This is a genomic window from Rhizobium sp. R634, from assembly GCF_002211305.1.
Classification (GTDB): Bacteria; Pseudomonadota; Alphaproteobacteria; order Rhizobiales; family Rhizobiaceae; genus Rhizobium.
Genome location: NZ_LOKW01000004.1, coordinates 132,849 through 156,190 on the forward strand (window position 1 = coordinate 132,849; position 23,342 = coordinate 156,190).

At 60.8% G+C, this 23,342-nt stretch carries 22 protein-coding genes; 10 read left to right on the forward strand and 12 right to left on the reverse strand.

Annotated elements, in window-relative coordinates:
* Position 1: 1 nt before the first annotated feature.
* The 4 genes from ATY77_RS07645 to ATY77_RS07660 form a co-directional block, all read right to left on the reverse strand.
* Complete coding sequence (locus tag ATY77_RS07645) at positions 2–1,630, reverse strand: ABC transporter ATP-binding protein (RefSeq protein ID WP_088686797.1); 1,629 nt, start codon at positions 1,628–1,630, stop codon at positions 2–4.
* The gene (locus ATY77_RS07650; RefSeq protein ID WP_088686798.1) at positions 1,627–2,445 is read right to left on the reverse strand and encodes an ABC transporter permease; all 819 of its coding nucleotides are present in this window, start codon (positions 2,443–2,445) and stop codon (positions 1,627–1,629) included. Before ATY77_RS07650 ends, ATY77_RS07645 begins: the two co-directional genes overlap by 4 nt.
* A complete protein-coding gene (locus ATY77_RS07655; protein ID WP_088678068.1) occupies positions 2,442–3,386 on the reverse strand; it encodes an ABC transporter permease in 945 nt (314 codons plus the stop codon). The genes ATY77_RS07650 and ATY77_RS07655 overlap by 4 nt, the downstream gene beginning before the upstream one ends.
* A gap of 184 nt (positions 3,387–3,570) precedes the next feature.
* The gene (locus ATY77_RS07660; protein WP_088686799.1) at positions 3,571–4,473 is read right to left on the reverse strand and encodes a LysR family transcriptional regulator; all 903 of its coding nucleotides are present in this window, start codon (positions 4,471–4,473) and stop codon (positions 3,571–3,573) included.
* A gap of 216 nt (positions 4,474–4,689) precedes the next feature.
* Here ATY77_RS07660 and ATY77_RS07665 point away from each other — a divergent pair, with 216 nt between their 5' ends.
* Positions 4,690–5,556 (forward strand): aldose 1-epimerase family protein, encoded by an 867-nt coding sequence (locus ATY77_RS07665; protein WP_088686800.1) that lies wholly within the window; start codon positions 4,690–4,692, stop codon positions 5,554–5,556.
* Positions 5,557–5,575: 19 nt separating this feature from the next.
* Here ATY77_RS07665 and uxuA read toward each other — a convergent pair whose 3' ends face one another.
* Positions 5,576–6,763, reverse strand: a complete 1,188-nt coding sequence (gene uxuA / locus ATY77_RS07670) for a mannonate dehydratase (RefSeq protein WP_088686801.1) — start codon at positions 6,761–6,763, stop codon at positions 5,576–5,578.
* A 43-nt stretch (positions 6,764–6,806) separates the two neighbouring features.
* Complete coding sequence (locus ATY77_RS07675; RefSeq protein ID WP_088686802.1) at positions 6,807–7,529, reverse strand: GntR family transcriptional regulator; 723 nt, start codon at positions 7,527–7,529, stop codon at positions 6,807–6,809.
* 155 nt (positions 7,530–7,684) lie between these two features.
* Here ATY77_RS07675 and ATY77_RS07680 point away from each other — a divergent pair, with 155 nt between their 5' ends.
* From ATY77_RS07680 to ATY77_RS07690, 3 genes are all read left to right on the forward strand, one after another.
* A complete protein-coding gene (locus tag ATY77_RS07680) occupies positions 7,685–8,086 on the forward strand; it encodes a DUF2934 domain-containing protein (RefSeq protein WP_088686803.1) in 402 nt (133 codons plus the stop codon).
* 34 nt (positions 8,087–8,120) lie between these two features.
* Positions 8,121–8,372: a hypothetical protein gene (locus tag ATY77_RS07685; protein WP_088686804.1), complete on the forward strand. Its 252-nt coding sequence runs from the start codon at positions 8,121–8,123 to the stop codon at positions 8,370–8,372.
* A 329-nt stretch (positions 8,373–8,701) separates the two neighbouring features.
* Positions 8,702–9,976 (forward strand): O-antigen ligase family protein, encoded by a 1,275-nt coding sequence (locus tag ATY77_RS07690; protein WP_088686805.1) that lies wholly within the window; start codon positions 8,702–8,704, stop codon positions 9,974–9,976.
* A 28-nt stretch (positions 9,977–10,004) separates the two neighbouring features.
* On the opposite strand, the gene ATY77_RS07695 is transcribed toward ATY77_RS07690, so the two are convergent.
* Together ATY77_RS07695 and ATY77_RS07700 are read right to left on the reverse strand one after the other, a co-directional pair.
* Entirely contained in the window at positions 10,005–11,999 is a 1,995-nt protein-coding gene (locus tag ATY77_RS07695; protein ID WP_088686806.1) for a nucleoside-diphosphate sugar epimerase/dehydratase, read from the reverse strand.
* 121 nt (positions 12,000–12,120) lie between these two features.
* Entirely contained in the window at positions 12,121–12,687 is a 567-nt protein-coding gene (locus tag ATY77_RS07700; protein ID WP_088686807.1) for a sugar transferase, read from the reverse strand.
* A 183-nt stretch (positions 12,688–12,870) separates the two neighbouring features.
* Here ATY77_RS07700 and ATY77_RS07705 point away from each other — a divergent pair, with 183 nt between their 5' ends.
* Positions 12,871–13,374: a GNAT family N-acetyltransferase gene (locus tag ATY77_RS07705; RefSeq protein WP_088686808.1), complete on the forward strand. Its 504-nt coding sequence runs from the start codon at positions 12,871–12,873 to the stop codon at positions 13,372–13,374.
* Positions 13,375–13,491: 117 nt separating this feature from the next.
* Here ATY77_RS07705 and repC read toward each other — a convergent pair whose 3' ends face one another.
* The 4 genes from repC to ATY77_RS07725 all read right to left on the reverse strand — a co-directional run bounded on the left by repC (position 13,492) and on the right by ATY77_RS07725 (position 18,057).
* Entirely contained in the window at positions 13,492–14,784 is a 1,293-nt protein-coding gene (repC, locus tag ATY77_RS07710) for a plasmid replication protein RepC (RefSeq protein WP_088686809.1), read from the reverse strand.
* Positions 14,785–14,933: 149 nt separating this feature from the next.
* Entirely contained in the window at positions 14,934–15,983 is a 1,050-nt protein-coding gene (gene repB / locus ATY77_RS07715) for a plasmid partitioning protein RepB (RefSeq protein WP_088686810.1), read from the reverse strand.
* Between the two features lie 42 nt (positions 15,984–16,025).
* Positions 16,026–17,240, reverse strand: coding sequence for a plasmid partitioning protein RepA (gene repA, locus ATY77_RS07720; protein WP_088686811.1), 1,215 nt, complete (start codon positions 17,238–17,240; stop codon positions 16,026–16,028).
* Positions 17,241–17,598: 358 nt separating this feature from the next.
* Positions 17,599–18,057, reverse strand: coding sequence for a helix-turn-helix domain-containing protein (locus ATY77_RS07725; protein ID WP_088686812.1), 459 nt, complete (start codon positions 18,055–18,057; stop codon positions 17,599–17,601).
* Between the two features lie 351 nt (positions 18,058–18,408).
* On the opposite strand from ATY77_RS07725, the gene ATY77_RS07730 reads away from it, so the two are divergent.
* The 5 genes from ATY77_RS07730 to ATY77_RS07750 all read left to right on the forward strand — a co-directional run bounded on the left by ATY77_RS07730 (position 18,409) and on the right by ATY77_RS07750 (position 23,287).
* Positions 18,409–19,611 (forward strand): MFS transporter, encoded by a 1,203-nt coding sequence (locus tag ATY77_RS07730; RefSeq protein ID WP_088686813.1) that lies wholly within the window; start codon positions 18,409–18,411, stop codon positions 19,609–19,611.
* A 219-nt stretch (positions 19,612–19,830) separates the two neighbouring features.
* A complete protein-coding gene (gene msuE, locus ATY77_RS07735; RefSeq protein ID WP_088686814.1) occupies positions 19,831–20,391 on the forward strand; it encodes an FMN reductase in 561 nt (186 codons plus the stop codon).
* A 244-nt stretch (positions 20,392–20,635) separates the two neighbouring features.
* A complete protein-coding gene (locus ATY77_RS07740) occupies positions 20,636–21,475 on the forward strand; it encodes a MetQ/NlpA family lipoprotein (RefSeq protein ID WP_088686815.1) in 840 nt (279 codons plus the stop codon).
* A gap of 89 nt (positions 21,476–21,564) precedes the next feature.
* Positions 21,565–22,653 carry a methionine ABC transporter ATP-binding protein gene (locus tag ATY77_RS07745; RefSeq protein WP_088686816.1) on the forward strand — a complete coding sequence of 363 codons (1,089 nt, stop codon included), beginning with the start codon at positions 21,565–21,567 and terminating at the stop codon, positions 22,651–22,653.
* The gene (locus ATY77_RS07750) at positions 22,634–23,287 is read left to right on the forward strand and encodes a methionine ABC transporter permease (protein ID WP_088686817.1); all 654 of its coding nucleotides are present in this window, start codon (positions 22,634–22,636) and stop codon (positions 23,285–23,287) included. The genes ATY77_RS07745 and ATY77_RS07750 overlap by 20 nt, the downstream gene beginning before the upstream one ends.
* The last annotated feature ends 55 nt before the right edge of the window (positions 23,288–23,342 follow it).

Below are 23,342 nucleotides of genomic sequence, written 5' to 3' on the forward strand. Positions count from 1 at the left end.
CTCAGTTCTCCAGACGCCATTTCAGTTTCACGCCGCCCTGCTCGTTCTGATCGAGAGCGGGAATTGCCGAAAGGAGACGGCGCGTATAGGCCTCCTTCGGACTGTCGAAGATCGTGTTGCGGTCGCCCTCTTCGATGATCCGGCCGTCCTGCATGACGACCACACGGTCGGCGATCTGTTCGACCACGCCGAGATCATGGCTGATGAAGAGGCAGGAGAAGCCGTAGCGCTTCTGAAGGTTCGAGAAGAGATCGAGCACCTGGGCGCGCACCGTCACGTCGAGCGCGGAAACCGGCTCGTCGGCGATCAGGAATTTCGGCCGCCGGGCGATGGCGCGGGCGATCGCGACGCGCTGACGCTGGCCGCCGGACAGCTCATGCGGATACCGCAAGGTATAATCGGCGCCGAGGCCGACTTCCTCCAGCGTTTCCAACGCGCGTTTTTTCTTAGCCGCGCCGTCGATGCCCGGCACCAGCCGCAGCGCCTCTTCGACGAGGGCTGCGATCGTCATGCGCGGATCGAGCAAGGAATAGGGATCCTGGAACACCATCTGGCAATTCAGCCGATAGTCGCGCCAGTCTGCATCACGCTCGCGGCCCTGGAAGAGGATCTGACCTCCGCTCTGATCGACGAGGCCGGCAATCGTGCGCCCGAGCGTCGTTTTGCCGGAGCCGGAACCGCCGACGAGCGCGACGACCTCGCCCTCGCGGATATCGATGCTGACGCCATGCAGCGCACGTTTCGGCGCCGCTTTCTTCAACAGCGATTTCCGGCCGGCATAATCGACGACGATATCGCGCGCCGACACCATCGGCGCGGTTGTGAGATCGATCGCGCGGGTCTCCCCGCGGAAGGGCAGCGAGGAGAGCAGTTTTTTCGTATAGGGATGGCGCGGCGCCTCGAGCAGTTGCTCGGTGGTTCCCTGTTCGACGATCGCGCCCTTTTCCATGACGACGATCCGGCTGGTATAGCGTGCCACCATCGGCAGATCGTGGCTGATGAGCAGGACAGCGGTGCCTTCGGCCCGCGTCAGCTCGACCAACAGTTCCATGACGTCGCGCTGGATGACGGCGTCGAGTGCCGTCGTCGGCTCGTCGGCGATCAGGAGCGCCGGCTTCAGCAGCATCACCGAAGCCAGCATGATACGTTGGCGCATACCGCCGGAGAATTCGTGCGGATAGGCCGGCAGCGCCCCTTCGGGATCGCGGATGCCGACGCGGGTGAGCATATCGAGAATGCGGCTGCGGCGTTCCTCCGGCGGCATCTTCGTATGGAGGATCAGCCCTTCTTCAAGCTGCCGGCCGATCGTCATCGACGGATTGAGCGAGGTCATCGGCTCCTGAAAGACGACGCCGATTTCGGCGCCGCGCAATTGCCGCAGCGCGCTGTCGCTCATCGCCAGCACGTTGCGCCCCTTGTAGCTGACCGTGCCGCCCGTCACCCTGACGGCCGGTGGCAGGAGCGAGATCAGAGCGCGGGTCGCCAGCGTCTTGCCGGAGCCGCTTTCACCGACGATGCCGAAGATTTCCCCGGCTTCGATATCGAAGCTGACATCCCTGACGACATCGATGCCGCGATGGGCGACCTGGAGCGACAGGCCGCGGACGCTGAGAAGGCTTTCCTTGGTCATTTCAGGCCTCTCATACGCGGATCGAGCTTGTCGCGGAGCGCGTCGCCCAGAAGGTTGATGCCGAGAAGGGTGAGCGCGATGCAGAGACCGGGGAAGAGCCCGAGCCAGACCGCCTGCTCGATGAAGGGCCGGCCGGCGGCCAGCATGTTTCCCCAGGTCGGCGCCGGCGGCGGCACGCCGAGGCCGAGGAAGCTGAGCGCGCTTTCCGAGAGGATCGCCCAGCCGAACATGGAGGTGGAGAGAACCGTGATCGGCGCCAGGCAGTTCGGCAGGATATGACGGGCCATCGTATAGATTTCGCCATTGCCCATCACCTTGGATGCCTCGATGAATTCGCGTTCGCGCAGCGACAGCACGGCGCCGCGCACCACGCGCGCCATCGACGGCGTATAGGCGATGCCGAGCGCGAAGATGATGCCGTATTGGTTGGCGCCGAAGACGGCGAGCAGGCCGAGCGCCAGCAGGATGCCGGGAAAGGCGAGCAGCGCATTGTTGATCGCCATGATGACCGCATCGACCCAGCCGCGCGCATAGCCGCTGATGATGCCGATCATCGTTCCGCAGATTGCAGCGAAGGCAACCGTGAGGAAACCGATCCAGACGCTGGCGCGGGCGCCGACCATCAGGCGGCTCAGCACGTCGCGGCCGAATTCATCGGTGCCGAGCCAATGGGCCGCGTCGGGAGCGGCAAGACGGGCGGTGAAGCTCAGCTTCATCGGGTCATAAGGGGTCCAGAAGAGACCGAGCGCGGCGGTGGCAAGAAGTGCGGCGATCAGCAGGCCGCCGATGAGGCCGTTCAGGTTCAGGTTTTTCATTCGGCCACCACGCGCGGATCGAAGAGCGGATAAAGCAGGTCGACGATCAGGTTGACCAGCACGTAGGAGATCGCGACGAAAAGCAGGCAGCCCTGGATGACCGGATAGTCACGCGCGAAAATGCTGTCGACCATCAGCCGGCCGAGACCCGGAATGGTGAAAACCGTTTCGATGACGGCGATGCCGCCGAGCAGATTGCCGAGAATGAGGCCGATCATCGTCCAGGTCGGGCCGAAGGCATTCTTGAACGCATGCTTCCAGAGCACGGCGCTTTCCGACAGCCCCTTGGCGCGGGCATGGGTGATGTAGTCGAGCCGCAGCACTTCCAGCGTCGAGGCGCGCGCCATCCGGATGAGCACGCCCATCTCATGGATGACGAGCGTCATGATCGGCAGGACGAGATAGATCAGGCCGCCCCAGAAATTGCTGCCGATCGAGACGTAGCCCAGCACCGGCAGCCAGCCGAGCTTCAGGCCGAACAGCAGAAGCAGCAGCAGGCCAAGCCAGAAAGTCGGGATCGACAGCAGCACAGTTGCCGTGCCCACCAACGCGAGATCGGTGATGCTGTTCTGCCGCCAGGCGGCGATGACACCGGCGGGAACGGCAATGAGGCTCGCAAGCGCAACCGCGATCAGGACGATCTCGGCGCTGATCATGAAACGCGCGGCAACCAGCGGCAGGACCGGCTCGTTGTTGACGATCGAACGGCCGAAATCGCCGGTCAGCACGTTTTCGCTCCAGATCAGGAACTGCTGCGGGATCGACTTGTCGAGCCCGAGTTCGGAACGCATGGCGGCGATCTGTTCCGGCTCAGCCATATCGCCGAGCATCAGCGCGGCGGGATCGCCGGGAATGAAACGAATGAGCGCGAAGACGGTGATCGAAACGATCACCACTGTCGGCAGCGCCATGAGAAGGCGGTTGATAATGAATCTGAGCATCAGTTCCCCTGGAACATGGTTGGCGGCGATCCGCCGCTTTCATGCGTTTGTTTTGCGAGAACTATGATGGATTTGAGAAATACCTGCAATATTATGCAGTTTTGTCATACCCTTATGCAGAAGCGGACGAAGCATTCCGGCTCCGCAGCTTGTACGGACGAAGCTTATCCCACTCGTTTTGCTGTTATTTCTGCGACAGGGCGATCTGGCGTTTCAACGCGTCCATCAGCGCTTGCGCGGCAAGCGACGGCGGCTGGCCGGCCGGCTTGGCCAGACCGAACTCCTGCGTCGACTGAGGCACGAAGGGCCGCTGGACGACCGGCAGGTGACGGTAAAGGTTGGCGTAGAAGCTGCTGAGGATGGCGACGCCCAGGCCGTGGGCGGCATAGGCGCAGGCCGAACTGTTGGTGTGCGTCTCGATCTTGACGTTCTGCTTCACCCCTGCCCGCTTGAAGACCTGATCGAGCAGCATGCGCGTCGGCCGCTGGCGCCCGATCAGGATCAGCGGAATATTGCGCAGATCCTTCGGCGTGATCTCCTTCAGCTTCGCAAGAGCGTGATCCCTCTGGATGACGCAGACGCTGACACCGGTGGCGACCGGCTCCATCTCGATGCCCGGTCCCGTTTCGCCTTCATAACGCAGGAAACCGAAATCGATGATGCGCTGCTCCACCAGCCTCGTGATCGCAGTCGTCGTCTCGAAGAATGTTTCGATGCGGACGCCGGGAAAATCCTTTGAGTAGTCGACGAGCATTGCCGGCGCAAAATCCTCCCACATGCTGCTCGGCAGGCCGATCCTGACGACCTCAGGACCGGCCGCACCGGTGCGCAGATCTTCGGCCAAACCGGAGAAGCGGTCGATGCCGAGAAGGATGTTCTCGGCGTCCCGCGCCAGAATCAGCGCTTCCGGCGTCGGGATCAGCCGTCCTTTTTCGCGCGCGAAAAGCGTAAGCGAGAGATCGGTTTCGAGTTGCTGCAGAAGGCGGCTGACGCCGGACTGGCTGAGCCCCATGCTCTTTGCCGAGGCAATCGTCGATCCGGTCGCCAGCAGCGTTCGCAGCACCTCCAATTGTCTGAAGTTCGTCAAACCCGCCGCCTTTCGAAACGATGGTCAATGATATGGTTAATTGTCCGATCGGCGGATGAAAAGCACAAAACCCTCATTCGCTTCCAGACGGCGAGAGCTTGAACAAGCCGGAGAAATATTGACGCCGATCACCGCCCCGCCTTTCCCGAACAGGTAGAAATTTCCGACGCGGAAAGATATGGCTTTGATACCGAACCAGCGTGAAGGGGAATTGCGATGCCAAGCTCAATCCGGATCGGCAATCAGGATCTCACTGTTAACGTCTCCTCGCTCGGCGCCGAGATGCAGGCGCTCACCAGCAGCGACGGACGCTCCTGGCTGTGGACGGGCGACGCGGCCTTTTGGACGGGACGCTCGCCGATCCTGTTTCCGATCGTCGGCAAGGCGCCCGACGACAAGGTCGCGATCGACGGCACGGTCTACCCGATGGCACAGCACGGCTTTGCCCGGCGCAGCGATTTTACCCTTGCAAGCTCCACGGCGACGACATGCCGGCACGAGCTGGCCGCATCTGAAGCCACCCGGGCGGTCTATCCGTTCGATTTTCTCCTCGCCGTCGAACATGCGATCGAGGGCAGCGCCTTGACGGTCACGGCGGAAATTACCAATCGCGACCAGAAACCGATGCCCTTCGGCTTTGGCTTCCATCCGGCTTTCGTCTGGCCGCTGCCTGATGCTTCCGGGCGCGCCCACACGGTCACGCTGGACAATGAGGGTCAGCCGGAGCTCGTGCGGCTGGAGGGCGGCCTCATCGATCCGGCGCCGCTGCCCTCACCCTTCGACAGAGGCAGGCTGGTGCTGGATCACGCCATGTTCGAGAAGGACGCGATGATCTTCCCGAAAGGCGCGGGCGAAGGGCTGTGCTACGGCGCCGAAGGTGGGCCGAGCCTGCGGTTCCGTTTCGACAACCTGCCCAATCTTGCTCTGTGGACCAAGCCGGGCGCGCCCTTCATCTGCGTCGAGCCATGGCATGGAACGGCCGCGGAAGCCGGAGCCTCGAGCGAGCTGTCACGCCGGCCGTATACCAACATATTGTCGCCCGGCGCGACGGCGCGCTTCGGCTTCACGGTCGAGATTTCCTAGCAGCGTCGCGCTCCGACCGTCAGGTCGGCGGGGCGCCGAGCGCATGCATGATGCCACGAAGCTCCGCAAGGCCGCGCATACGGCCGATGGCGGGATAGCCGGGCGTGACCGTCTTGTCGAGATCGTCGAGCATGCGGTGGCCATGGTCCGAGCGGAAGACGATGGTGTCTTCGGAACCGCGGCGGCCGTCTTCGGCAACCAGTTCCCTGAGAACCGCGACCATGTCGACGTCGCCTTCCAGATGCGCGCTTTCATGGAACGTCCGGCCGTCGCCCTCGCGGGTCGTGGCGCGCAGATGGGCGAAGTGGATGCGCGACGCGAAGCGCCGGGAAATTGCCGGCAGGTCGTTGTCGGCCCGCACGCCAAGGCTGCCGGTGCAGTAACACATGCCGTTCGCCGCCGACGGCACTGCATCGAAGAGAGCCGCGTAATCCTCGGCGGTCGAAGCGATGCGGGGAAGGCCGAACAGCGAGCGCGGCGGATCGTCGGGATGCAGCGTCAGCTTGACGCCGCGCGCTTCGGCAGCCGGCGTCACCGCCTCCAGGAATTCGATCAGGTGCTGGCGCAGCCTTGCGGCATCGATGCCGCTATAGGCGACCAGTTTCTCCCGGAAGGCCGGGATGGTCAGGGGTTCGGTGGTCGAACCGGGCAGGGCCGAGGTGATGATGCGGGTGATCTCGGCAATCTCCTCCTCCGACATGGTCTCGAAGACAGCCCGCGCCCGCTCACGGTCTTCCTCGGAATATTGCCGGGCTGCATCCGGCCGTTCCAGAATGAAGAGATCGAAGGCCGCGAAACGTTCGTGATCGAAGCGCATGGCGGTGGCCCCTGTCGGCGTCACGAAATCGAGTTCGGTACGCGTCCAGTCCACGACAGGCATGAAATTATAGCAGACGATCGGAATGCCGCAGGCAGCGACCGCTTCGAGGCTCGCGATCCAAGCCTCGATTTCCGCCTTCGCCTCCCCGCCCTTGCGCTTGACCGCGTCAGGAATCGGGATGCTTTCCACGACCGACCAGACGAGCGGCGAACGGCCGGCAGGCGTCGTCTCGATCAAAGATTGCCGCTCGCGCACCTCCTTCTCTGTCCAGGCCCTGCCGATCGGCACCTGGTGCAGCGACGACACGATGTTGGTCGCGCCCGTCTGGCGGACGTCATCCAGCGTTACCGGCGCTTCCGGCCCGAACCATCTCCAACCCTGCCTCATCCTTCTTCCTTCCTCGCCTTTTCATTTCGTGTTTGGCCTGCCGTCAGCAGAAATAATCGGGGTAACGCGAGCGCAATTCATCGACGTCAGGGATGACGGCGCTCAAATGATGGATCATCGCCTCGCGCGCCGCCGCCGCATCATGTGCGGCGAGCGCATCGCGAATGATGGTGTGTTCGTGCACCACATTGCCCATGCGCCCAAGCGCCGGCAGCGCCAGCCGCCGCGCCCGGTCGATCTGCACTTTGACGGTCTTCAGGAGCCCCCAAATGCCGGGATAACCCGATATCTGCGCGATCGCCTCGTGAAAGGCTTCGTCCTCCTCATGGAAGCTCGTGACATCGTCGGCCGCGGCATGCGCACGCTGACGGGCGATGATAGCATCAAGGCGGGCGATATCGGCGGGGGCGGCAGTCTGAGCCGCCATCTCGACGGTCGTGCCTTCGAGTGCCTTGCGCACGACGACCGCTTCGGGGATCACTGAGACCGGCACGCGCGATACGGCGGTGCCCGATTGCGGAAAGATATCGACCAGTCCGCCTTCGGAAAGCCTCAGCAGGGCCTCGCGCACCGGCGTGCGGCTGACGCCGAATTCTTCCGCGATCCGCTTTTCCTGCAGCAGCATGCCGGGCCGCATCCGGAGCGAGACGATGTCGGCGTGCAGGCGCTCGTAGATGGCGCCAGCCGCGGTAACGCGGCGCAGCCGGCCGCCAAGCTCTTGAGAGGATGGCGGTACGAAGACCTGGGTTTCTGCTGTCTGCCGCATGAGGATACCAGTATGCCGACGCTTTCTGGCATACTAGTATATCAGTTATAATGCCTTGCCAAGGTGTGCTGTGCTCGGCATCGACGTGGCGGAAATGCATTCTTGCAGGGAACTTAGATCAGCCGACCTGGTTGTGTTTTCCCAAGGAGATGTTCATGAAAAACCCAGCACGACGCAAGACGAACGGAAGTGCGACCAACGGCGCCGAGGCGCAAACTTCAGCCGCGACGGATGCGCGCAGACCAAAGACGGCGCGGCGAACCGCGAGCGTCGCCGACGATCGGAGCCGGCCGCAGGCCGCCAGCCGCGAGGACGAGATCCGGAATCGAGCCTATTCCCTGTGGGAAAAGGAAGGCAGGCCGGAGGGAAGACAGGCGCATCACTGGAGCGTGGCTGAACATGAGCTCGATGCGCAGTGGAGCGAAGCCGATAATCCTCCCAAGCTCGAAGCACTGCGCGAGGCCTCGCGCCAGCATGCCGATACGTTCCTCGTGAAGACGGATCTCGAAGACGCTGATCAACGCGAAGCCTCACCCGGCACACGCGAGCAGGACTGAAAAATTCCCCCGAGTAATTGAGGAAGGTCCCGATATGGTCGACAAACAAGATTTGAACGCGGGATTCACCGGCACACCCGTTGAGCAGCCGAAGGGATTGGCCAAGGCTGCCCAATCGGCGGCCAGCGGCGTGAAACGTGAGGTCTATGCAGTCACATCAGGCGCTAGAGACCATCCGCACACAGCAAGCGCATTGCTGCTCAGTATCGGCTTTGTCGCATTCGGTCTCGGCTATCTCCTGGGCCGATCATCAGCGGAAAGCCCGGCACGCTCCTATTGGCGATAGCGGCAGACACCAACCAAGTGCGGTGCAGTCGTTTGAGTGTATCGCCCACCCATCATGCGCTCTAACGGCGTTTTTCCGAACGCGGAATCACGACGTTTGACGTAAAGCCTCGCAGCAAGTTCGCACCTCAAACGTGTTTTCTTGTCGTGTCGGCTTGACCATCGCAGAACATTGCGGCTGATCATCGGGTAAGACGAGGAAGCATCAGGCTTTGCTGTTGCCAGAATACGACAGTGAGGAAAGCAAGGGTTTTGCCTGCCCTCACAGCTTGACAGCGGTGACAACGGTCCTTAGCGAGGCTGGATTAGCGACACCTCAGGATCAGCAAAGTGAATTACTTCAGGCAACTCGTGATTGCGATACTTCATCCCGGAAACGGGTCGGGAAGCACGCTTGATCGAACCAACGGCATTGCGGTCTTTCTCTTTGCAATCCTGCCCGGCCTTTCGCCCAATTTTAACTCGTTCATCCTCCTCGGATCGATGATATCGGGCCTCTATCTTCTGGCGATAGCCCGCTTTCCATTGAATCTGTCCAAATCCGACCGCCTGGTTGCCATTTGCATGACGATCTACCCGGTGGTGATGATCGTCAGCATATTCGTCAATCCGCCGTTTTCCGAAGAACTGGATTGGATCTTCCGTCTCCTGCCTTTCTTTTCGATCTGGCTGATTTTGCCGCGCATGCGCCAATCCCCCGATGGCCGCCTCGTGCCGCTCTTTATCCTGGGCGCTGGCCTCGGCATGATCGTGACCTTTCTTTTCAGCCTGCTTCAGGTCCTGTTCCTGATGCCCAGGGCGGAAGCGGGGACGTCGAACGCCGCCCTTCTCGGCGTTATCGGCGTTCTTTTCGGCAGCGTCGCGCTTCTCAACATCCAATCGCCCAAAAGCATGGAGCAGAAAATCGCAATCCTGGGATATGCCGCAGGCCTAGGCTGCGCGTTGCTTTCCGGAACGCGCTCGGCCTGGCTGGTCATTCCCGTGCATGTCGTGATCTTCCTGTGGTATTTTCCCAAGCACCGCTTTCATGTGAGTTTGCGCAGCGTGGCCATCACCGGCACCGTGCTGTTGCTGGGGCTTCTTGCTCTCGGCAGCGACCAGGTCGTCTATCGCGTCCGCGAACTCCAGAACAATCTTTCGACGCTGGAAAGCGCTCATGGCGATATCACGTCGCTGAGCGCGCGGGTCGCCCTCTACAAAGGCGCACTATCGGCCATCGTCAAGGATCCGTTTACCGGTTATGGCCCGCAAAACAGAATGGCGGCCGTGCTGGCGGAGGTCCCTGAAAGCATCAGGCCGCAGCTTCCCTATTCGCATGTCCATAACGGTTTTCTGACCGCGGGAATTGACGCAGGCATCGTCGGCATCGCCGCACTTTCGCTGCTGCTCCTGACGCCCTTGATCGCTGCCTGGAAAAAGGAGCCCGGGCCAAGCCGCGACCTCGCCATCGCGATCGCACTTCTGTTGATCAGCAGCTACGTTATAACGGGCAGCTTCGGCATCATGTTCAACCAAAAGGCATTGGATCCGATCTTCGCCTATATGGTCGCGCTTATTTGCGCGGATCGCGGCAGCACGCGTTTTGCGCCGGTCGTTCGAAGCTGATTTCCGCCACCTGGGTGTCGGCGGAGCTTCAGGCCGCCGTAATAGTTTCGGCGCCGGTGAAAGCCAGATCCGAAACCTCGCCCGTCGATGAATAGCCGGAAACGAGTTCCGCCAAGGCCACGCGCGCCGCGATCATATCGTTGCGATCCAGCGCCGCGTTGAGCGAGCTCAGCCTCTTTGAAAGCTCCGGCCAGGACAGAAAATCCTCGCGCGCCTTCATGATCCTGGGATGTTCCGTCGTTTCCGGATTGTCGCCGATCAGCAGTTCTTCATAGAGCTTCTCGCCGGGCCTGAGGCCGGTAACGGCAAGCTCGATATCCCCTTCGGGATTATCCTCGTGGCGCACGGTCAGGCCGGAAAGCTCCACCATCTTGCGGGCAAGATCGGCGATGCGGACAGGCTCTCCCATATCGAGCAGGAAAACATCCCCGCCGTCCGCCATCGCGCCCGCCTGGATGACGAGCTGCGAGGCCTCCGAAATGGTCATGAAATAGCGGGTTATATCGGGATGCGTCAGCGTCACCGGGCCGCCTTCCTTGATCTGCTGCCGGAACAGTGGCACGACGGATCCGGAGGAGCCGAGGACGTTTCCAAAACGGACCATGGAGAAATTCGTCCGCGCTCCGCCGGCGGCCGGCTCCGCCGCAAGCGCCTGCAGGACCATCTCCGCCAGCCTTTTGCTCGCGCCCATCACATTTGTCGGACGCACGGCCTTGTCGGTACTGATCAGCACGAAATTCGAGACGCCGCATTTGTTCGCCGCCCGGGCGGTGATCAGCGTCCCCATGACATTGTTCTTGATGCCTTCCACCGCATTATGTTCGACAAGAGGCACATGTTTGTAGGCAGCGGCATGATAGAGCGTCTGCGGCCGCCAGCTCTGGATAATATGTTCCATGCGGTCATGGTCGCGAACGGAACAGAGAATGGGAACGATCTGCAGGCTTGCATATTTGTACAGCTCGGCCAGCTTCAACAATTCGGCATGGATATTGTAGAGCGCAAACTCGTTCTGATCGACGAGGATGAGGCTCGAAGGCGCGTTGCGCAGAATCTGGCGGCATAATTCGCCGCCGATGGAGCCGCCGGCGCCGGTGACCATTACCACCTTGTTGCGCATCGCCTTGTCGAGCAGCTCCTGCCGCGGCGCAACCGCTTCCCTCCCCAGCAGGTCTTCGATCTCCAGCTCACGAATGTCGGAGACGGCGACACGCCCCTGCGCCAGAGCCGTGAGGTCAGGCAATGTCCGGACATTCACCCTGGCTTTGCGGATGCGCTCCAGGATCTCATTGCGGCGCTGCCGCGATGCGGATGGAAGAGCAAGAAGCACGTTGTGCACGCCGAGAGTTCCGGCGAGCTCCGGAAGATCCGACGGGTCATAGATCGGCAAGCCACCCATGACGCCGCCCTTGAGGCGCGGATCGTCATCCAGATAGCCGACGACGTTGAGTTCGGCGCTGTTCGTCAGGGCAGCCGCCAATTGCCGCCCGGCCTTGCCCGCCCCGTAGATCAGCACCTTCGCGAGCATATTCTTGTGAAGGATACGCTGGTAGGCATCTCCGAGCCAATAGCGGATACCCAGCCGTGACAGCCCGATCCCGATCAACAGCAGGAACGGCTGGAGAATGCCGACGGTTCTCGGGACACCGGGCACGCTGAGAGCGGTAAATATTGTCATGAAGGCGAAGCCGTAGATCGCAATCGCCTTTAAAACAGTAATGAACGCAGCCAGATTGGCATAACGGAAGATCGCCCGATACATGCCCATGACGACGAAGATGGGAAGAGCCATGCACAGCGAAACGAAGACCGGCAACCATTGCACACCGGTCAGCACCGTCCATTCGTTGAGACGGAAGCAATAGGCGAGCCAAATCGTCAGCACGCAAAAGGCGGAATCCACCAGCAATGCCAGTGCGCGTTTGGCAGCGCGCGGCATTGCCAGAAGAGGGGCGACGAGCGCCTGCATCGGCACTAAGAACCATCCCGAGCGTGGCGTCTCAGTGGGGGTATTTTCAGGCATTGCTAACCGGCGTCTCGCGATCAAATGGACAACACCTTCTTGTCATTTTCTGCAACGAGCGCAACTGAAATAATCGGAAAGCGCGGCCTTTCGAACCGCTTATCTATCTGAGGTAGGCAAGTTAATGCGTGATTCCCTTTCGGCGGATCACCTTTTCTGCGGTGAGAAACAGGATGCGCATATCGAAGCCGAACGAGCGCCGCTCGAGATATTCAACATCGAATTTCACCTTCTCGGGAATCGGCAATTCGTCTCGTCCGTTGATCTGCGCCCATCCCGTCAGTCCCGGCAGGAGCTTGTCGACGCCGTGGGCCGTCCGCAATTCGATCAGATCATACTGATTATAGAGCGCCGGACGCGGTCCGACGAAACTCATCTTCCCCGCGAGAATGCACCAGAGTTGCGGCAGCTCATCGAGGCTGGATTTGCGAAGAAACGAGCCGATGGGGGTCAGAAACCGGTCCGGATTGTCGAGCAGATGCGTGGCGACCGTCGGCGTGTCGATGCGCATGCTCCTGAATTTCGGCATCAGGAAGATCTGATTGAAACGGCCGACACGCTTTGACCAATAGAGGACCGGTCCCGGCGAGGTAAGGCGAACACAAAGGGCGACGACGAGGCTCGGAACGAGCAGCACCAGCGAAGCAATGACCGCCAGGAAAAAATCCACTGCCCGTTTCAAACGCATGCTCCCCTGCTTCTTCCATTGCCAAGCGGCGCCTTTCCGCCACCCCTGCCCTATCGTCAAAAAGCGTTTTGCCGTCAACTGCAGGATTTCGGGCAAGCACGCCTCATCGACGGTCGAGATGGTCGCTTGTGCTCTTCTGACGCCGTCGCTACGCTCGCGGTCCCAATGCGAGGTAGGAAAGACGTGCATATTCGAAAAGCGGTATCCGCCGACGCGGAGGAGCTGTGCAGCCTCCTGAACGAGATCATTGTGGCGGGTGGAACAACCGCGCTCGAGACGCCTCTTTCGGCTTCGGAGTTCGCGGATTGGTTCATCGACGGCGAATTCCCCCTTGTCTGCCATGTCGCCGAGCAGGATCGGTCGCTTGCAGGCTTCCAGTCGCTCAGCCTTTATGGCGACCCGCCGAAAGGATATGCCGATATCGCGACATTTGCCCGTATCGATCCGAAGATCCCCGGAGTCGGCCGGGCGCTTTTCCCCGCAACTCGGGCAGCAGCCGAGGAGGTCGGTCTCGCCTTCATCAATGCCACCATTCGCGCCGACAACGTCAGCGGTCTCGCCTATTACGCAAAAATGGGCTTCGAGCCCTATGACAGGCTTGTGCAGGTTCCGCTGCTGGATGGAACACCCGTCGACAGGATCAAAAAGCGTTTCAGGCTCGGCGGCACACCCCATAGAGCTGTTTGAGAATTTCTAAACTGCTGATACAAAAGCGGGAAACTGCCAACCAGAAGCGATCTGGCCCTTCATTTCCGTCACACTTCGTTAACCATAATAATTTTCGTCAGGACCGTGGAAGCAAATTCATCCTGTCCTCCCTCTGACCGGCGAATTGCTTCGGGCAAGGGCCATCAACATCGGTCCGATAGCGAACTCCCCTCTTTCGGCGCGGCGCGTCAGGTCACGCAGGTAACCGCCGGCGGAGTTGATGTGCCCTGCCCTTTCGAGAACGCAGGCCATGACGGTGGCGGCATTTTCCGGACCCATGGTCTCACAGGCCTGCTCATAGGCCGACGGGCTGACGCCGAGCATCGAGCGCACGACTACGGCCGCCGCCATCAGGTCGCGCCACGTGCCGACCGAGCCTTGCGGCCCATAGGCTGCGATTTCGGGGCAGGCCTGCAGCACGAGCCCCAGCGGGAAGGATTTCAGCCTGTCGTTGGTAGAGGAGGCCGATTTCGTAGTCGCGGCACGCCCGTCCCGCTCTTCGTTTTTCGGTATTCGTGTTATCGGCTCGGCCCAGCCTGCCGATCGATCATCTGCGGTTGCGCCCTGCTTCGTTTCGAAGCTTGGTTCAAGTTCAATAAAGGGATGTGGGTTTGAATTCTGTATGTGCCGCTCAAAATGTTGGGCATTGCCGCTTTGATTTTGAGCTTTAACCTGCATTTCCAATTGATTGACGATTTCTTCGCGCAGCAATTCCAGCTCGTCGAGAGCTTCAGCCACCTGGCCAGCGGAAGGTAACCGAGGCAAGCGCTCAAGGACGGCGCGAAAATGCAGATGGATCTTGTTCCAATCGCCGGCAGCCCCCTCTTCCAAGGCCATCTCGATGAGCTTGGCGACGTCACGGCGGCAAAGCGTCAGGCGTTCCCGCAGCCGCTGCAACTGCAGCCGTTCGGCCGCCACTTCGGCCGCCAGCCGCTCGATCTCTTCGGAGCGCACGAGCAACGGAGCCAACGAGAAACCGAACGCCTCGCGGATCTCCCCGCCCTGCTCCTTGCGCGCATAGCGCTTGCCGTTCGGGCTGTCTTTGCGGATGAGCAACCCCGCCTCGATGAGCGCCGCGAGATGACGGCGAATGGTCTGTTCCGCCATGCCATGCGCACGCAGCGAGAGCTGCGCATTGGAGGGAAAAACGACGAGCCCGTTTTCCCAAGAGAGCTGGCCCTTGGGATAGAAGCTCAGCAAGGCGTTCAGCACAGCGAGCGCCCGGTCGGTGATCCCAAGCAAAGGCTTCGCCTCACACAGGGCGCGGTAAAGTTTCCACTTGTCGATTGATTGGCCGGGCTCGATCTTTTGAGCAGACGCTTGGCTTGCCAACATGCCAAGCGTCATCGGCCGCCGCCCAAAAGGCGTCGTCACACTTCCGCTTTCCATTCTTTTCGCCTTCTTCAAGGCAAAAGATCACGGCTCACCAAATTCGGTGCCAAAGACTCTTGACTATGATTCGCGGAAATGTGATTCTCTGGGTGTCTAGATCAGAGAGGGCTTCCGCGACGGCAACGTTCGGGGGCCTTTTCTTTTGCTTATTGATCTCCGTTTTTCGTCAAATCCTGTGTCTTCTCGAACGCCTCGTAGAGACGGTCCAGATTGCTGGCGATATAGGCCCCGAAAGCAGACGCCTTCTCGGCCTTCAGCGCGATGGTGAATTGTTTTCCGTCATCCTTGATCTTCGCCTTGACCGCGCCGTCCTGACGCTGCCAGGCGCGAACCGGCTTCGGTGCCGCTATGGATGAGGTTTGCTGCGGTCTTCTGCTGATAAAGGCAACGAGCATGTCAAACCGGGCGTCCGGCTCCGCCGTCTCGAATTCCTGCGACCTGGTGAATTCGATCGCGCGAGCGCTGATATTTTCGGTCTCGAACCTCACCGACAAATCGTGCCAGCGATCGCGGCCGGTTGTCTTGGCCGCGCCGATGGCGGCCAGAACCTCAGCCGGAATCCGCTTGGTGACGGACAGCATCTTGGACACTGTCGTCTTGTCGGCGCTGAGCGCAGACATGATCGTTTCCCGGTCGAAACCGAGCCTGTCGAGCTTGTCGGCGAACATCGTCCTTTCGATGAAGGAAAGATCGGCGCGGGCCGAATTTTCCTGCCCCTGGGCGATGACGTGGTCGCGATCATCGAGCTTCTTGACCACGGCGCGAACGGGCCGGCCGAGCTCCTTGGCGGCCCGGGCGCGGCGATGGCCGAAGGCGATCTGATACCGGCCGTCCTTTTCAGGATGCGGACGCACGAGGATCGGCGAATCCTGGCCGCGCAAGCGGATTGCCTCGACCAGTTCGCGGAACTGCTCGTCGGTATGGGCCAGTCTGTCGGTGACGAAGGAGTCTTCAATCAGGGTGGGATCAAGGTCGATCACCGTCTCACCCGTCGCCAGCTTTTCTTCGATGGCTTTGGCCGCATCGGCCTTGGCAGCCAGCGCGTCGATACTGCGCGTCACGGCGCCGAGAGCGCCGATCCCCTTATAGGTGATCTGCTGTTTCTCGTCCTTGTGAAGCGGCTCGTCCTCACTGTTTACCGCGGTAAACTTCTTGGAATCGTCCATCAGCCCCGAGAGGAGATTCTTACGCGCCATCGGCCCGCTCCCTGTTGCAGTTTACCGCAGTAAACTTCCCGGTCATTTCCGCCCCCAAGCCTTGTGGATGAGATCGGAGATCTCGCCGTTGACGGCGTCCATTGCTTCCATCGCCCGGTCATAGGTCGCGCGGGTAAACTGGCTGCGCTCGACCTCGTAAAGCGTCTGGTTGGTCATCGCGGCATCGGAGATCGCGACGCTGCGCAGCATCGGATTGGTCAGCACATGGTTCTTGAACATCGACCGCATGAAGGCGACCATCTGCGTCTGCGGTCCGTCTTGGGGATCGTAGCGGGTCACGAGATAACGCAGCCAATCAAGGTTCATGTTGCCGCCGGCGCCCTTCAGCGTGTTCAGCACTTCGCCGAGCATCTGCAGAAACTGGCACATCGACATGACATCGAGCATCTGCGGGTGGACGGTGATCAGAACCGCCGTCGCGCCGCAAATGGCGCTCATGGTGAGAAAACCGAGCTGGGGAGGGCAGTCGATGATGACGATATCGTAATCGTCGGCCACCGAGGAAAGCGCCTCATCCAGCCGCGCGAAGAAGACGCGTCCATAGTCACCCGTCTTGCCCTGGGCGAGGACGCGCGGCGTATCATGCTCGAATTCCATCAGTTCGAGATTACCCGGCACCAGATGAAGGTTCGGAAAGTTCGTTGGCCGGATGATCTCTCTCAGCGGCCTCCTCTGATCGTCGTAGCGAATGGCGGCGTAGAGCGTCTCATTTTCGTTGACGTCGAATTCCGGCTGGAAGCCATGGATGGCGGAGAGGGAGGCCTGCGGGTCGAGATCGACGGCGAGGACGCGGTGACCGGTAAGCGCAAGATGCTGGGCAAGATGCGCGGCAGTCGTCGTCTTGCCGCTGCCGCCCTTGAAGTTGACGACGGCCACGACCTGCAGATGTTCGTTGCCCCGGCGATGCCGCAGATAATGTGTTCCCGCACGCGCGTGATGCTCCAGGAAAGCCCGCATCTCCTCCATCTGCTCCGCCGTATAGGAGCGGCGGCCCGAGGGCGTGACCTGGGGAAGGGCGCCCTTGCCTTCCAGCGATAAATTGCGAAGATAGCCGCTGGTGACGCCGAGGAAGCGTGCGACTTCGGCGAGCTGAAATTGCCGCAAGCCCTTCAGCGCGCGCGGCGGAAACATTTCGAGCCGATGCTGCTTGAGCTTGTCGGACAGCTCCTGCGCCTGACCAATGATCAGCTGGTCGACATCAGAAATTGCTTTTTCTATCTGCGGTGCCATATTCATGGAAATCTCGAAAATGCGATTTAAAAGCCCTGCGCACTATGAAAGCGCATTTAGCGCCGATTCTGAACGAGTCGCAAGGCAAATAGGGTTAACAAGACCCTATCGCGAGGTTGTCCAATCTTTTTCAATGGCTTGAACCGGCCGACGGGCCGCAGTCCGGTGGGTAACTTCGCATGTATCTGCCGACTCGCCTAAGCCGCAAGCCGGCATCATAGCCGATCACAATGCGTCGGAATCGAAATATCGAGAATGGTCGCAGCCGTGATTACCGCTGCGGGCCAGCAGCAGCCAAGTGTATCTGCACGACACCAACGCGGGCGAGGGGGCGGCATTACCCGCAATGCCCAGAACTTCTCGGTTATCTCCCGAGCGGATGGACCCCATCCGGCAAAGAGCTCCCGAATGTTGCGCCGCTGCTTTCTGCCTGGGCCATCGCATTTACCAGCGCGATGATCGTTTCGCGGATATTCTGGTCTGCGATCTTCAGGAAGGCGCGGTTGAGCACCAGACCCTCTTTCGTCCTGAGGAATTCAGTCACCGGATCTCCATTCGCCGGCAGCTCCAGCCCCTGCAGCGTCAGCGGTTCGGAATCGCCCTGCTCGAAGAAGAAGCTCGGCGAGGTGTGAAGCACTTCGGCAATCCGCTGCAGGCGGCTCGCGCCGATGCGGTTGATGCCCTTCTCGTATTTCTGAACCTGCTGAAAGGTCACCCCGATCTGATCGGCAAGCCGCTCCTGGCTCATTCCGAGCAATTGCCGGCGCATTCTTATGCGGGCTCCGACATAGCTGTCTATTGCATTGGGTGTCTTGACGTTCATCGCGTGTTTTCAGCCTCGATCGCATTTTCAATCGGCGCAGCTGTAGTATCCCCTGCGCTGCTTTTCCATGGCTGTTTTCACATAGCATATCCGATATGCGATTGATCGCGACGGACTGTGATATGAAAACCGCCATCCGAGACCGAAACTCAGCGAAATCCGATCGGCGGAAGAATAAATCGAACAAAATCCGTACCGATACTGTTAAAACTGGGCTGTGCTTGCCGCCCGGCTTGCGTTAAATCCAGTGAAGCGACCGCCGCTCGAGTGTCTCCCGGCCCCGATCGCCCGAAAATCCGTAAAAAATCGACGCGGCACGGCACCGAACGTGCCTGTGCAGGAGGAATATTCATGGCAACCGTTGCCGAGAGCGCGCCTCGTTTTGAAAAGACAACCATGTCTATCCTGATGGCGGTCAGCTTCTGTCATATGCTGAACGATATCATGCAGTCGCTGCTCGCCTCGCTCTATCCGCTGTTCAAGGCGAATTACGATCTCGATTTCGTTCAGATCGGCCTCCTCACCATGACGTTCCAGGTCACAGCCTCGCTGCTGCAGCCGCTGGTCGGCATCGTTACCGATCGCTGGCCGATGCCCTATTCGCTGCCGGTCGGCATGGCGAGCACGTTTTGCGGTCTCATTCTTCTCGGCAATGCCGGCAGTTTTGCGCTGTTGCTGGTCGCCGCAAGCCTGATCGGCTTCGGCTCGGCGGTCTTCCATCCGGAATCCTCGCGCGTCGCCCGTCTTGCCTCCGGCGGCCGTCACGGCTTTGCGCAGTCCTTTTTCCAGGTCGGCGGCAATGCCGGCCAGGCGATCGGCCCGCTGCTTGCCGCCTTCATCGTGCTGCCGCTCGGCCAGCACAGCGTTTCCTGGTTCTCCGCCATCGCCATGGTCGGCATGATCGTGCTGAGCTGGGTCGGAAACTGGTACATGAGCCACAGGCGCCAGAACGCCAGCAAGCCGGCGGTAAGCAGAACCCTGCCGCTGCCGCAGAACAGGGTCGTCTGGGCGCTGCTGATCCTCGTGCTGCTGACGGCGACGAAGAACGTCTATATGGCGAGCGTGTCGAGCTACTTCACCTTTTACGTCATCGACAAATTCCAACTCAGCGTGCAGCAGGCGCAGCTGATGCTCTTCCTCTTTTTGGGTTCGGTCGCCGTCGGCACTTTCCTCGGCGGGCCGATCGGCGATCGCTTCGGCGCCCGTTTCGTCATCTGGTTCTCGATCCTCGGCGTCATTCCTTTTGCCCTGCTCCTGCCTTATGCCAATCTTTTCTGGACGGGCGTCCTCAGCATCGTGATCGGCCTGATCTTCGCATCGGCCTTCTCGGCGATCGTCGTCTTCGCACAGGAACTGGTGCCCGGGCGCGTCGGGCTGATTGCCGGCGTCTTCTTCGGCTTCGCTTTCGGGGCAGGGGGGCTCGGCGCCGCATTGCTTGGCGATTTCGCCGACACCCACGGCATCGATTTCGTCTACCGGATCTGCTCCTACCTGCCGCTGCTTGGTCTCCTGACCGTCTTCCTGCCGCGCATTCCCAAGCAGAAGCCGGCCTGAGGCGGTCGCCTGGAGAGAAAGACGCGTTCACGCCCGGAATCGCCGATATTCCGGGCGTGATGCTTCCGCGATTTCACCCAGCGGGCTGCGGACGGGACGCACGTATTTTTCCTCTCCTATCGCGAAGAGGGATCGCCATTCCTTTAATCCACTATTTTTATAGATAATATTCGTGCCAACAATGACGTCGGTCCCGCTACGATATTGGAAGGAAATGGCATGTCTGCTCTGAAACTGGTCGGCCTCGCCGGTAGCTTCAACCGCCCCTCGAAGACTTTCGCGCTTGTCGAAAACGTCGCCGGCCTCGCTGCTGAAAGATACGGCTTCGAGAACACCATCTATGACCTGACCGACGTCGGCCCTTCACTCGGCCCGGCGCTGCGCCGTGACGATCTCGACAGCCGCGCCAAAGAGGTCATCGACGACATCGTCAATGCCGATGTTCTGGTCATCGGAGCGCCGACCTACAAGGGCAGCTATCCCGGTCTCTTCAAGCATTTGATCGACCTGATCGACCCGCATGAGCTGCGCGCCAAGCCAATCGTCATCACCGCGACCGGCGGCGGTGACCGGCATGCGCTGATGGTCGAGCACCAGCTGCGGCCGCTCTTCGGCTTCTTCATGTCACACACGCTGCCGACCGCGGTCTATGCTTCCGACCGCGATTTCACCGATTATCGCGTCTCATCCGAGCCGCTTTCCAAGCGCATCGGAGAGGTCATCGGCGAGCTGTCGGCCTTCTTTCCCATCCCAAATCGAGCGCTTATCGCTGCTGAGTGAAGAGTGCCCAAATAGGTTCGAACCGGCGCCCTCGGGGCGCCGTTTCATTTTTTAGAATGTGCTTACGAGCCGTAATAAATCCACAAATTTGATGGAAATTTATCCTGCCGATATCGATGGCGCGGCAAGAGTTTTTCCGGCCTTTCCACTACATCAGACTTTCGTGCTTCGCTCGCGATCCGCGCATTTGCAATGATCAGCCTGCTCGGGGCGTTCGGCCTCATTCAGTCAGACGGGATATACAATGACCAAGAACAAAAACCTTCACGGCTTTCACTTTTCGCGCCGCGCCGCTCTTGCAGCCGTCGCCGTTTCCGCTGCCGCACTTTTCACCTTTGCAGCACCCGCTCCTTCCTTTGCCGAGGACAAGTCGATCAAGGTCGGCATCATGGCCGGCGAGGATGAGGATGTATGGCGGGTGGTCACCAGCGAGGCGGCCAAGAAGGGCCTCAAGATCGAAACCGTCATCTTCAACGATTACACGCAGCCGAACGAAGCGCTGGAGCGCGGCGAAATCGACGCCAACGCCTTCCAGCACCAGCCCTATCTCGACAATCAGGTCAAGCAGCACGGCTATCATATCGCCCCCGTCGGCTATACCGGCGTCTGGCCGATCGGCCTTTACACCAAGAAGTACAAGTCCGTCGCCGAAATCCCGGAGGGCGCCGTGATCGGCGTTCCGAACGACCCTTCGAACGAAGGCCGGGCGCTCCGCGTTCTCCAGAATGAGGGCCTCATCAAGCTCAGCGAAGATGCGGGGATTCTCGCGACGGTCGCCGACGTTACGGAGAACCCGAAGAAGATCGAGATCAAGGAGCTCGATGCCGGCATCGTCGGCCGCTCGATCGATGATCTCGATGCCGGTGTGGTCAATACCGACTGGGCGCTGAAGAGCGGTCTTTCGCCGGCCGAGCGCATTGCACAGGAACCGATCGCCGACAATCCGTACCGCAACTTCATCGCGGTCAAGGAAGAGAACAAGGATGCCGACTGGGTCAAGACGCTGGTGTCTTCCTATCAGAACGACACCGTGAAGGCTGAATTCGACAAGGTTTACAAGGGAACGGGTCTCAGCGCCTATTGATCCGAGATAAGGCCGGGGTTAAGGCCTGCCGAAAGGCGGCCCGGGCGTTTCTTGCCTAGGCCGCCTTCGGTGTTTGTAAGGAAAAGCACATGAATTCGTTTGTTTCCACCACCGAGGTCGAGGCACAGCCGCAAGCTGGCGCGGCCGAAGAAGTGGTGAGACTGACCGACGTCAAGCGTCGGTTCGGAGCGACGGCTGCGCTCGACGGCATTTCGCTGCAGGTGAAGAGAGGCGAAATTCTCGGCATCATCGGCCGCAGCGGCGCCGGCAAATCGACCTTGATCCGCTGCCTGAACGGGCTGGAGCGCGCTGACAGCGGCGAGATCCGCATCGAAGGCCGCGACATCACCGGCCTTCAGGAACAGGAGCTGCAGCCGCTGCGGCGCCGCATCGGCATGATCTTCCAGCATTTCAACCTGCTGTCCGCCAAGACCGTCGAAGACAATGTCGCGCTGCCGCTGAAGATCGAGGGCGTTGCCAAGGCCGAGCGCCTGAAGCGGGCGCATGAGCTGCTCGATCTCGTCGGTCTTGCCGACAAGGCGAGGGCCTATCCGGCGTCGCTGTCGGGCGGCCAGAAGCAGCGCGTCGGCATCGCCCGGGCGCTTGCGGCACGCCCGGCGCTCCTCTTGTCCGACGAGGCGACATCGGCGCTCGATCCCGAGACGACCCGGTCGATCCTGGCGCTGCTGAAGGACATCAACCGTAAGCTCGGACTGACGATCCTGCTGATCACGCATGAGATGGAAGTGGTGCGCGGCATTGCCGATCGCGTCGCGGTCATCGATGCCGGGCGGATCGTCGAGGAAGGGCAGGTCTGGTCGGTCTTCGCCAATCCGGAGCAAGCGATCACCAGGAGCTTGCTCGGCGGCATCCGCCCGCAGCTCCCTACCCATATTGCCGGCCGGCTTTCGGCGACGGGAGGAAGTGAGGCGATCCTCAGCATCGATCTTGCCGGACCTGAAGCCCAAGGCGCTCTTTTTGCCGATCTTTCGGCTGCGCTGCCCCGTTCCTTCCGCCTCGTGCATGGCGGAATCGACCACATTCAGAACCAGCCGGTGGCACGGTTCTTCATTGCCGTTCCCACCCGCGATCCCGCGCTCGCCGGGAAGGTCGAACAATTCCTGACGTCCCGGTCGGCCCGGGTAGAGGTGCTTGGGTATGACACCGATCATGTTTGAACTGCTTCTTCGTTCGCTTTGGGAGACGGTTCTGATGACCGTCGCCTCGGGCGTCATCTCGCTCGTCGCCGGCCTGCCGCTCGGCCTTGCGCTTGTCGTGACGGCGCGCGGTGGCATCGCCGAAAATCTCTGGATCAATCGCGCGCTCGGTGCTGTCGTCAACGGATTCCGCTCCGTGCCTTTCATCATCCTGCTGGTGGCACTGATCCCGCTGACGCGACTGATCGTCGGCACGGCGCTCGGCACTTGGGCGGCCATCGTGCCGCTCGCCATCGCCGCGACACCCTACTATGCGCGCATCGCCGAAGTGTCGCTGCGCGAGGTCGATCGCGGGCTGATCGATGCCGTGCGCGCCATGGGCGGCAATCGCTGGACGATCGTCCGCGAAGTGCTCGTACCCGAAGCGCTGCCCGGCATCGTCGCCGGCTTCACCGTCACGCTGGTGACGCTGATCGGCGCCTCGGCCATGGCAGGCGCGATCGGCGCCGGCGGCCTCGGCGATCTCGCCATCCGCTACGGCTATCAGCGCTTCGAAACCAATGTGATGATCGCGGTCGTGGCCGTCCTCATCGTCCTCGTCTGCGGCATCCAATGGCTCGGCGACCGCTTGGTCGCGAAACTGGATCATAAATAGATCGAGGCCGGAAGGTTGCGACGGACGTGTGGCGGGCCGTGAATGCTTTCCTGCG

Coding starts and splice junctions, on each gene's coding strand:
- msuE (WP_088686814.1), top strand. CDS start 19,831: ATGTCTGCTCTGAAACTGGTCGGCCTCGCCGGTAGCTTCAACCGCCCC.
- ATY77_RS07750 (WP_088686817.1), top strand. CDS start 22,634: ATGACACCGATCATGTTTGAACTGCTTCTTCGTTCGCTTTGGGAGACG.
- ATY77_RS07680 (WP_088686803.1), top strand. CDS start 7,685: ATGAAAAACCCAGCACGACGCAAGACGAACGGAAGTGCGACCAACGGC.
- ATY77_RS07740 (WP_088686815.1), top strand. CDS start 20,636: ATGACCAAGAACAAAAACCTTCACGGCTTTCACTTTTCGCGCCGCGCC.
- ATY77_RS07745 (WP_088686816.1), top strand. CDS start 21,565: ATGAATTCGTTTGTTTCCACCACCGAGGTCGAGGCACAGCCGCAAGCT.
- repA (WP_088686811.1), bottom strand. CDS start 17,240: ATGAATATGGCACCGCAGATAGAAAAAGCAATTTCTGATGTCGACCAG.
- ATY77_RS07645 (WP_088686797.1), bottom strand. CDS start 1,630: ATGACCAAGGAAAGCCTTCTCAGCGTCCGCGGCCTGTCGCTCCAGGTC.
- ATY77_RS07650 (WP_088686798.1), bottom strand. CDS start 2,445: ATGAAAAACCTGAACCTGAACGGCCTCATCGGCGGCCTGCTGATCGCC.
- ATY77_RS07675 (WP_088686802.1), bottom strand. CDS start 7,529: ATGCGGCAGACAGCAGAAACCCAGGTCTTCGTACCGCCATCCTCTCAA.
- ATY77_RS07700 (WP_088686807.1), bottom strand. CDS start 12,687: ATGCGTTTGAAACGGGCAGTGGATTTTTTCCTGGCGGTCATTGCTTCG.
- ATY77_RS07730 (WP_088686813.1), top strand. CDS start 18,409: ATGGCAACCGTTGCCGAGAGCGCGCCTCGTTTTGAAAAGACAACCATG.
- ATY77_RS07695 (WP_088686806.1), bottom strand. CDS start 11,999: ATGCCTGAAAATACCCCCACTGAGACGCCACGCTCGGGATGGTTCTTA.
- repB (WP_088686810.1), bottom strand. CDS start 15,983: ATGGCGCGTAAGAATCTCCTCTCGGGGCTGATGGACGATTCCAAGAAG.
- ATY77_RS07665 (WP_088686800.1), top strand. CDS start 4,690: ATGCCAAGCTCAATCCGGATCGGCAATCAGGATCTCACTGTTAACGTC.
- uxuA (WP_088686801.1), bottom strand. CDS start 6,763: ATGAGGCAGGGTTGGAGATGGTTCGGGCCGGAAGCGCCGGTAACGCTG.
- ATY77_RS07725 (WP_088686812.1), bottom strand. CDS start 18,057: ATGAACGTCAAGACACCCAATGCAATAGACAGCTATGTCGGAGCCCGC.
- repC (WP_088686809.1), bottom strand. CDS start 14,784: ATGGAAAGCGGAAGTGTGACGACGCCTTTTGGGCGGCGGCCGATGACG.
- ATY77_RS07655 (WP_088678068.1), bottom strand. CDS start 3,386: ATGCTCAGATTCATTATCAACCGCCTTCTCATGGCGCTGCCGACAGTG.
- ATY77_RS07685 (WP_088686804.1), top strand. CDS start 8,121: ATGGTCGACAAACAAGATTTGAACGCGGGATTCACCGGCACACCCGTT.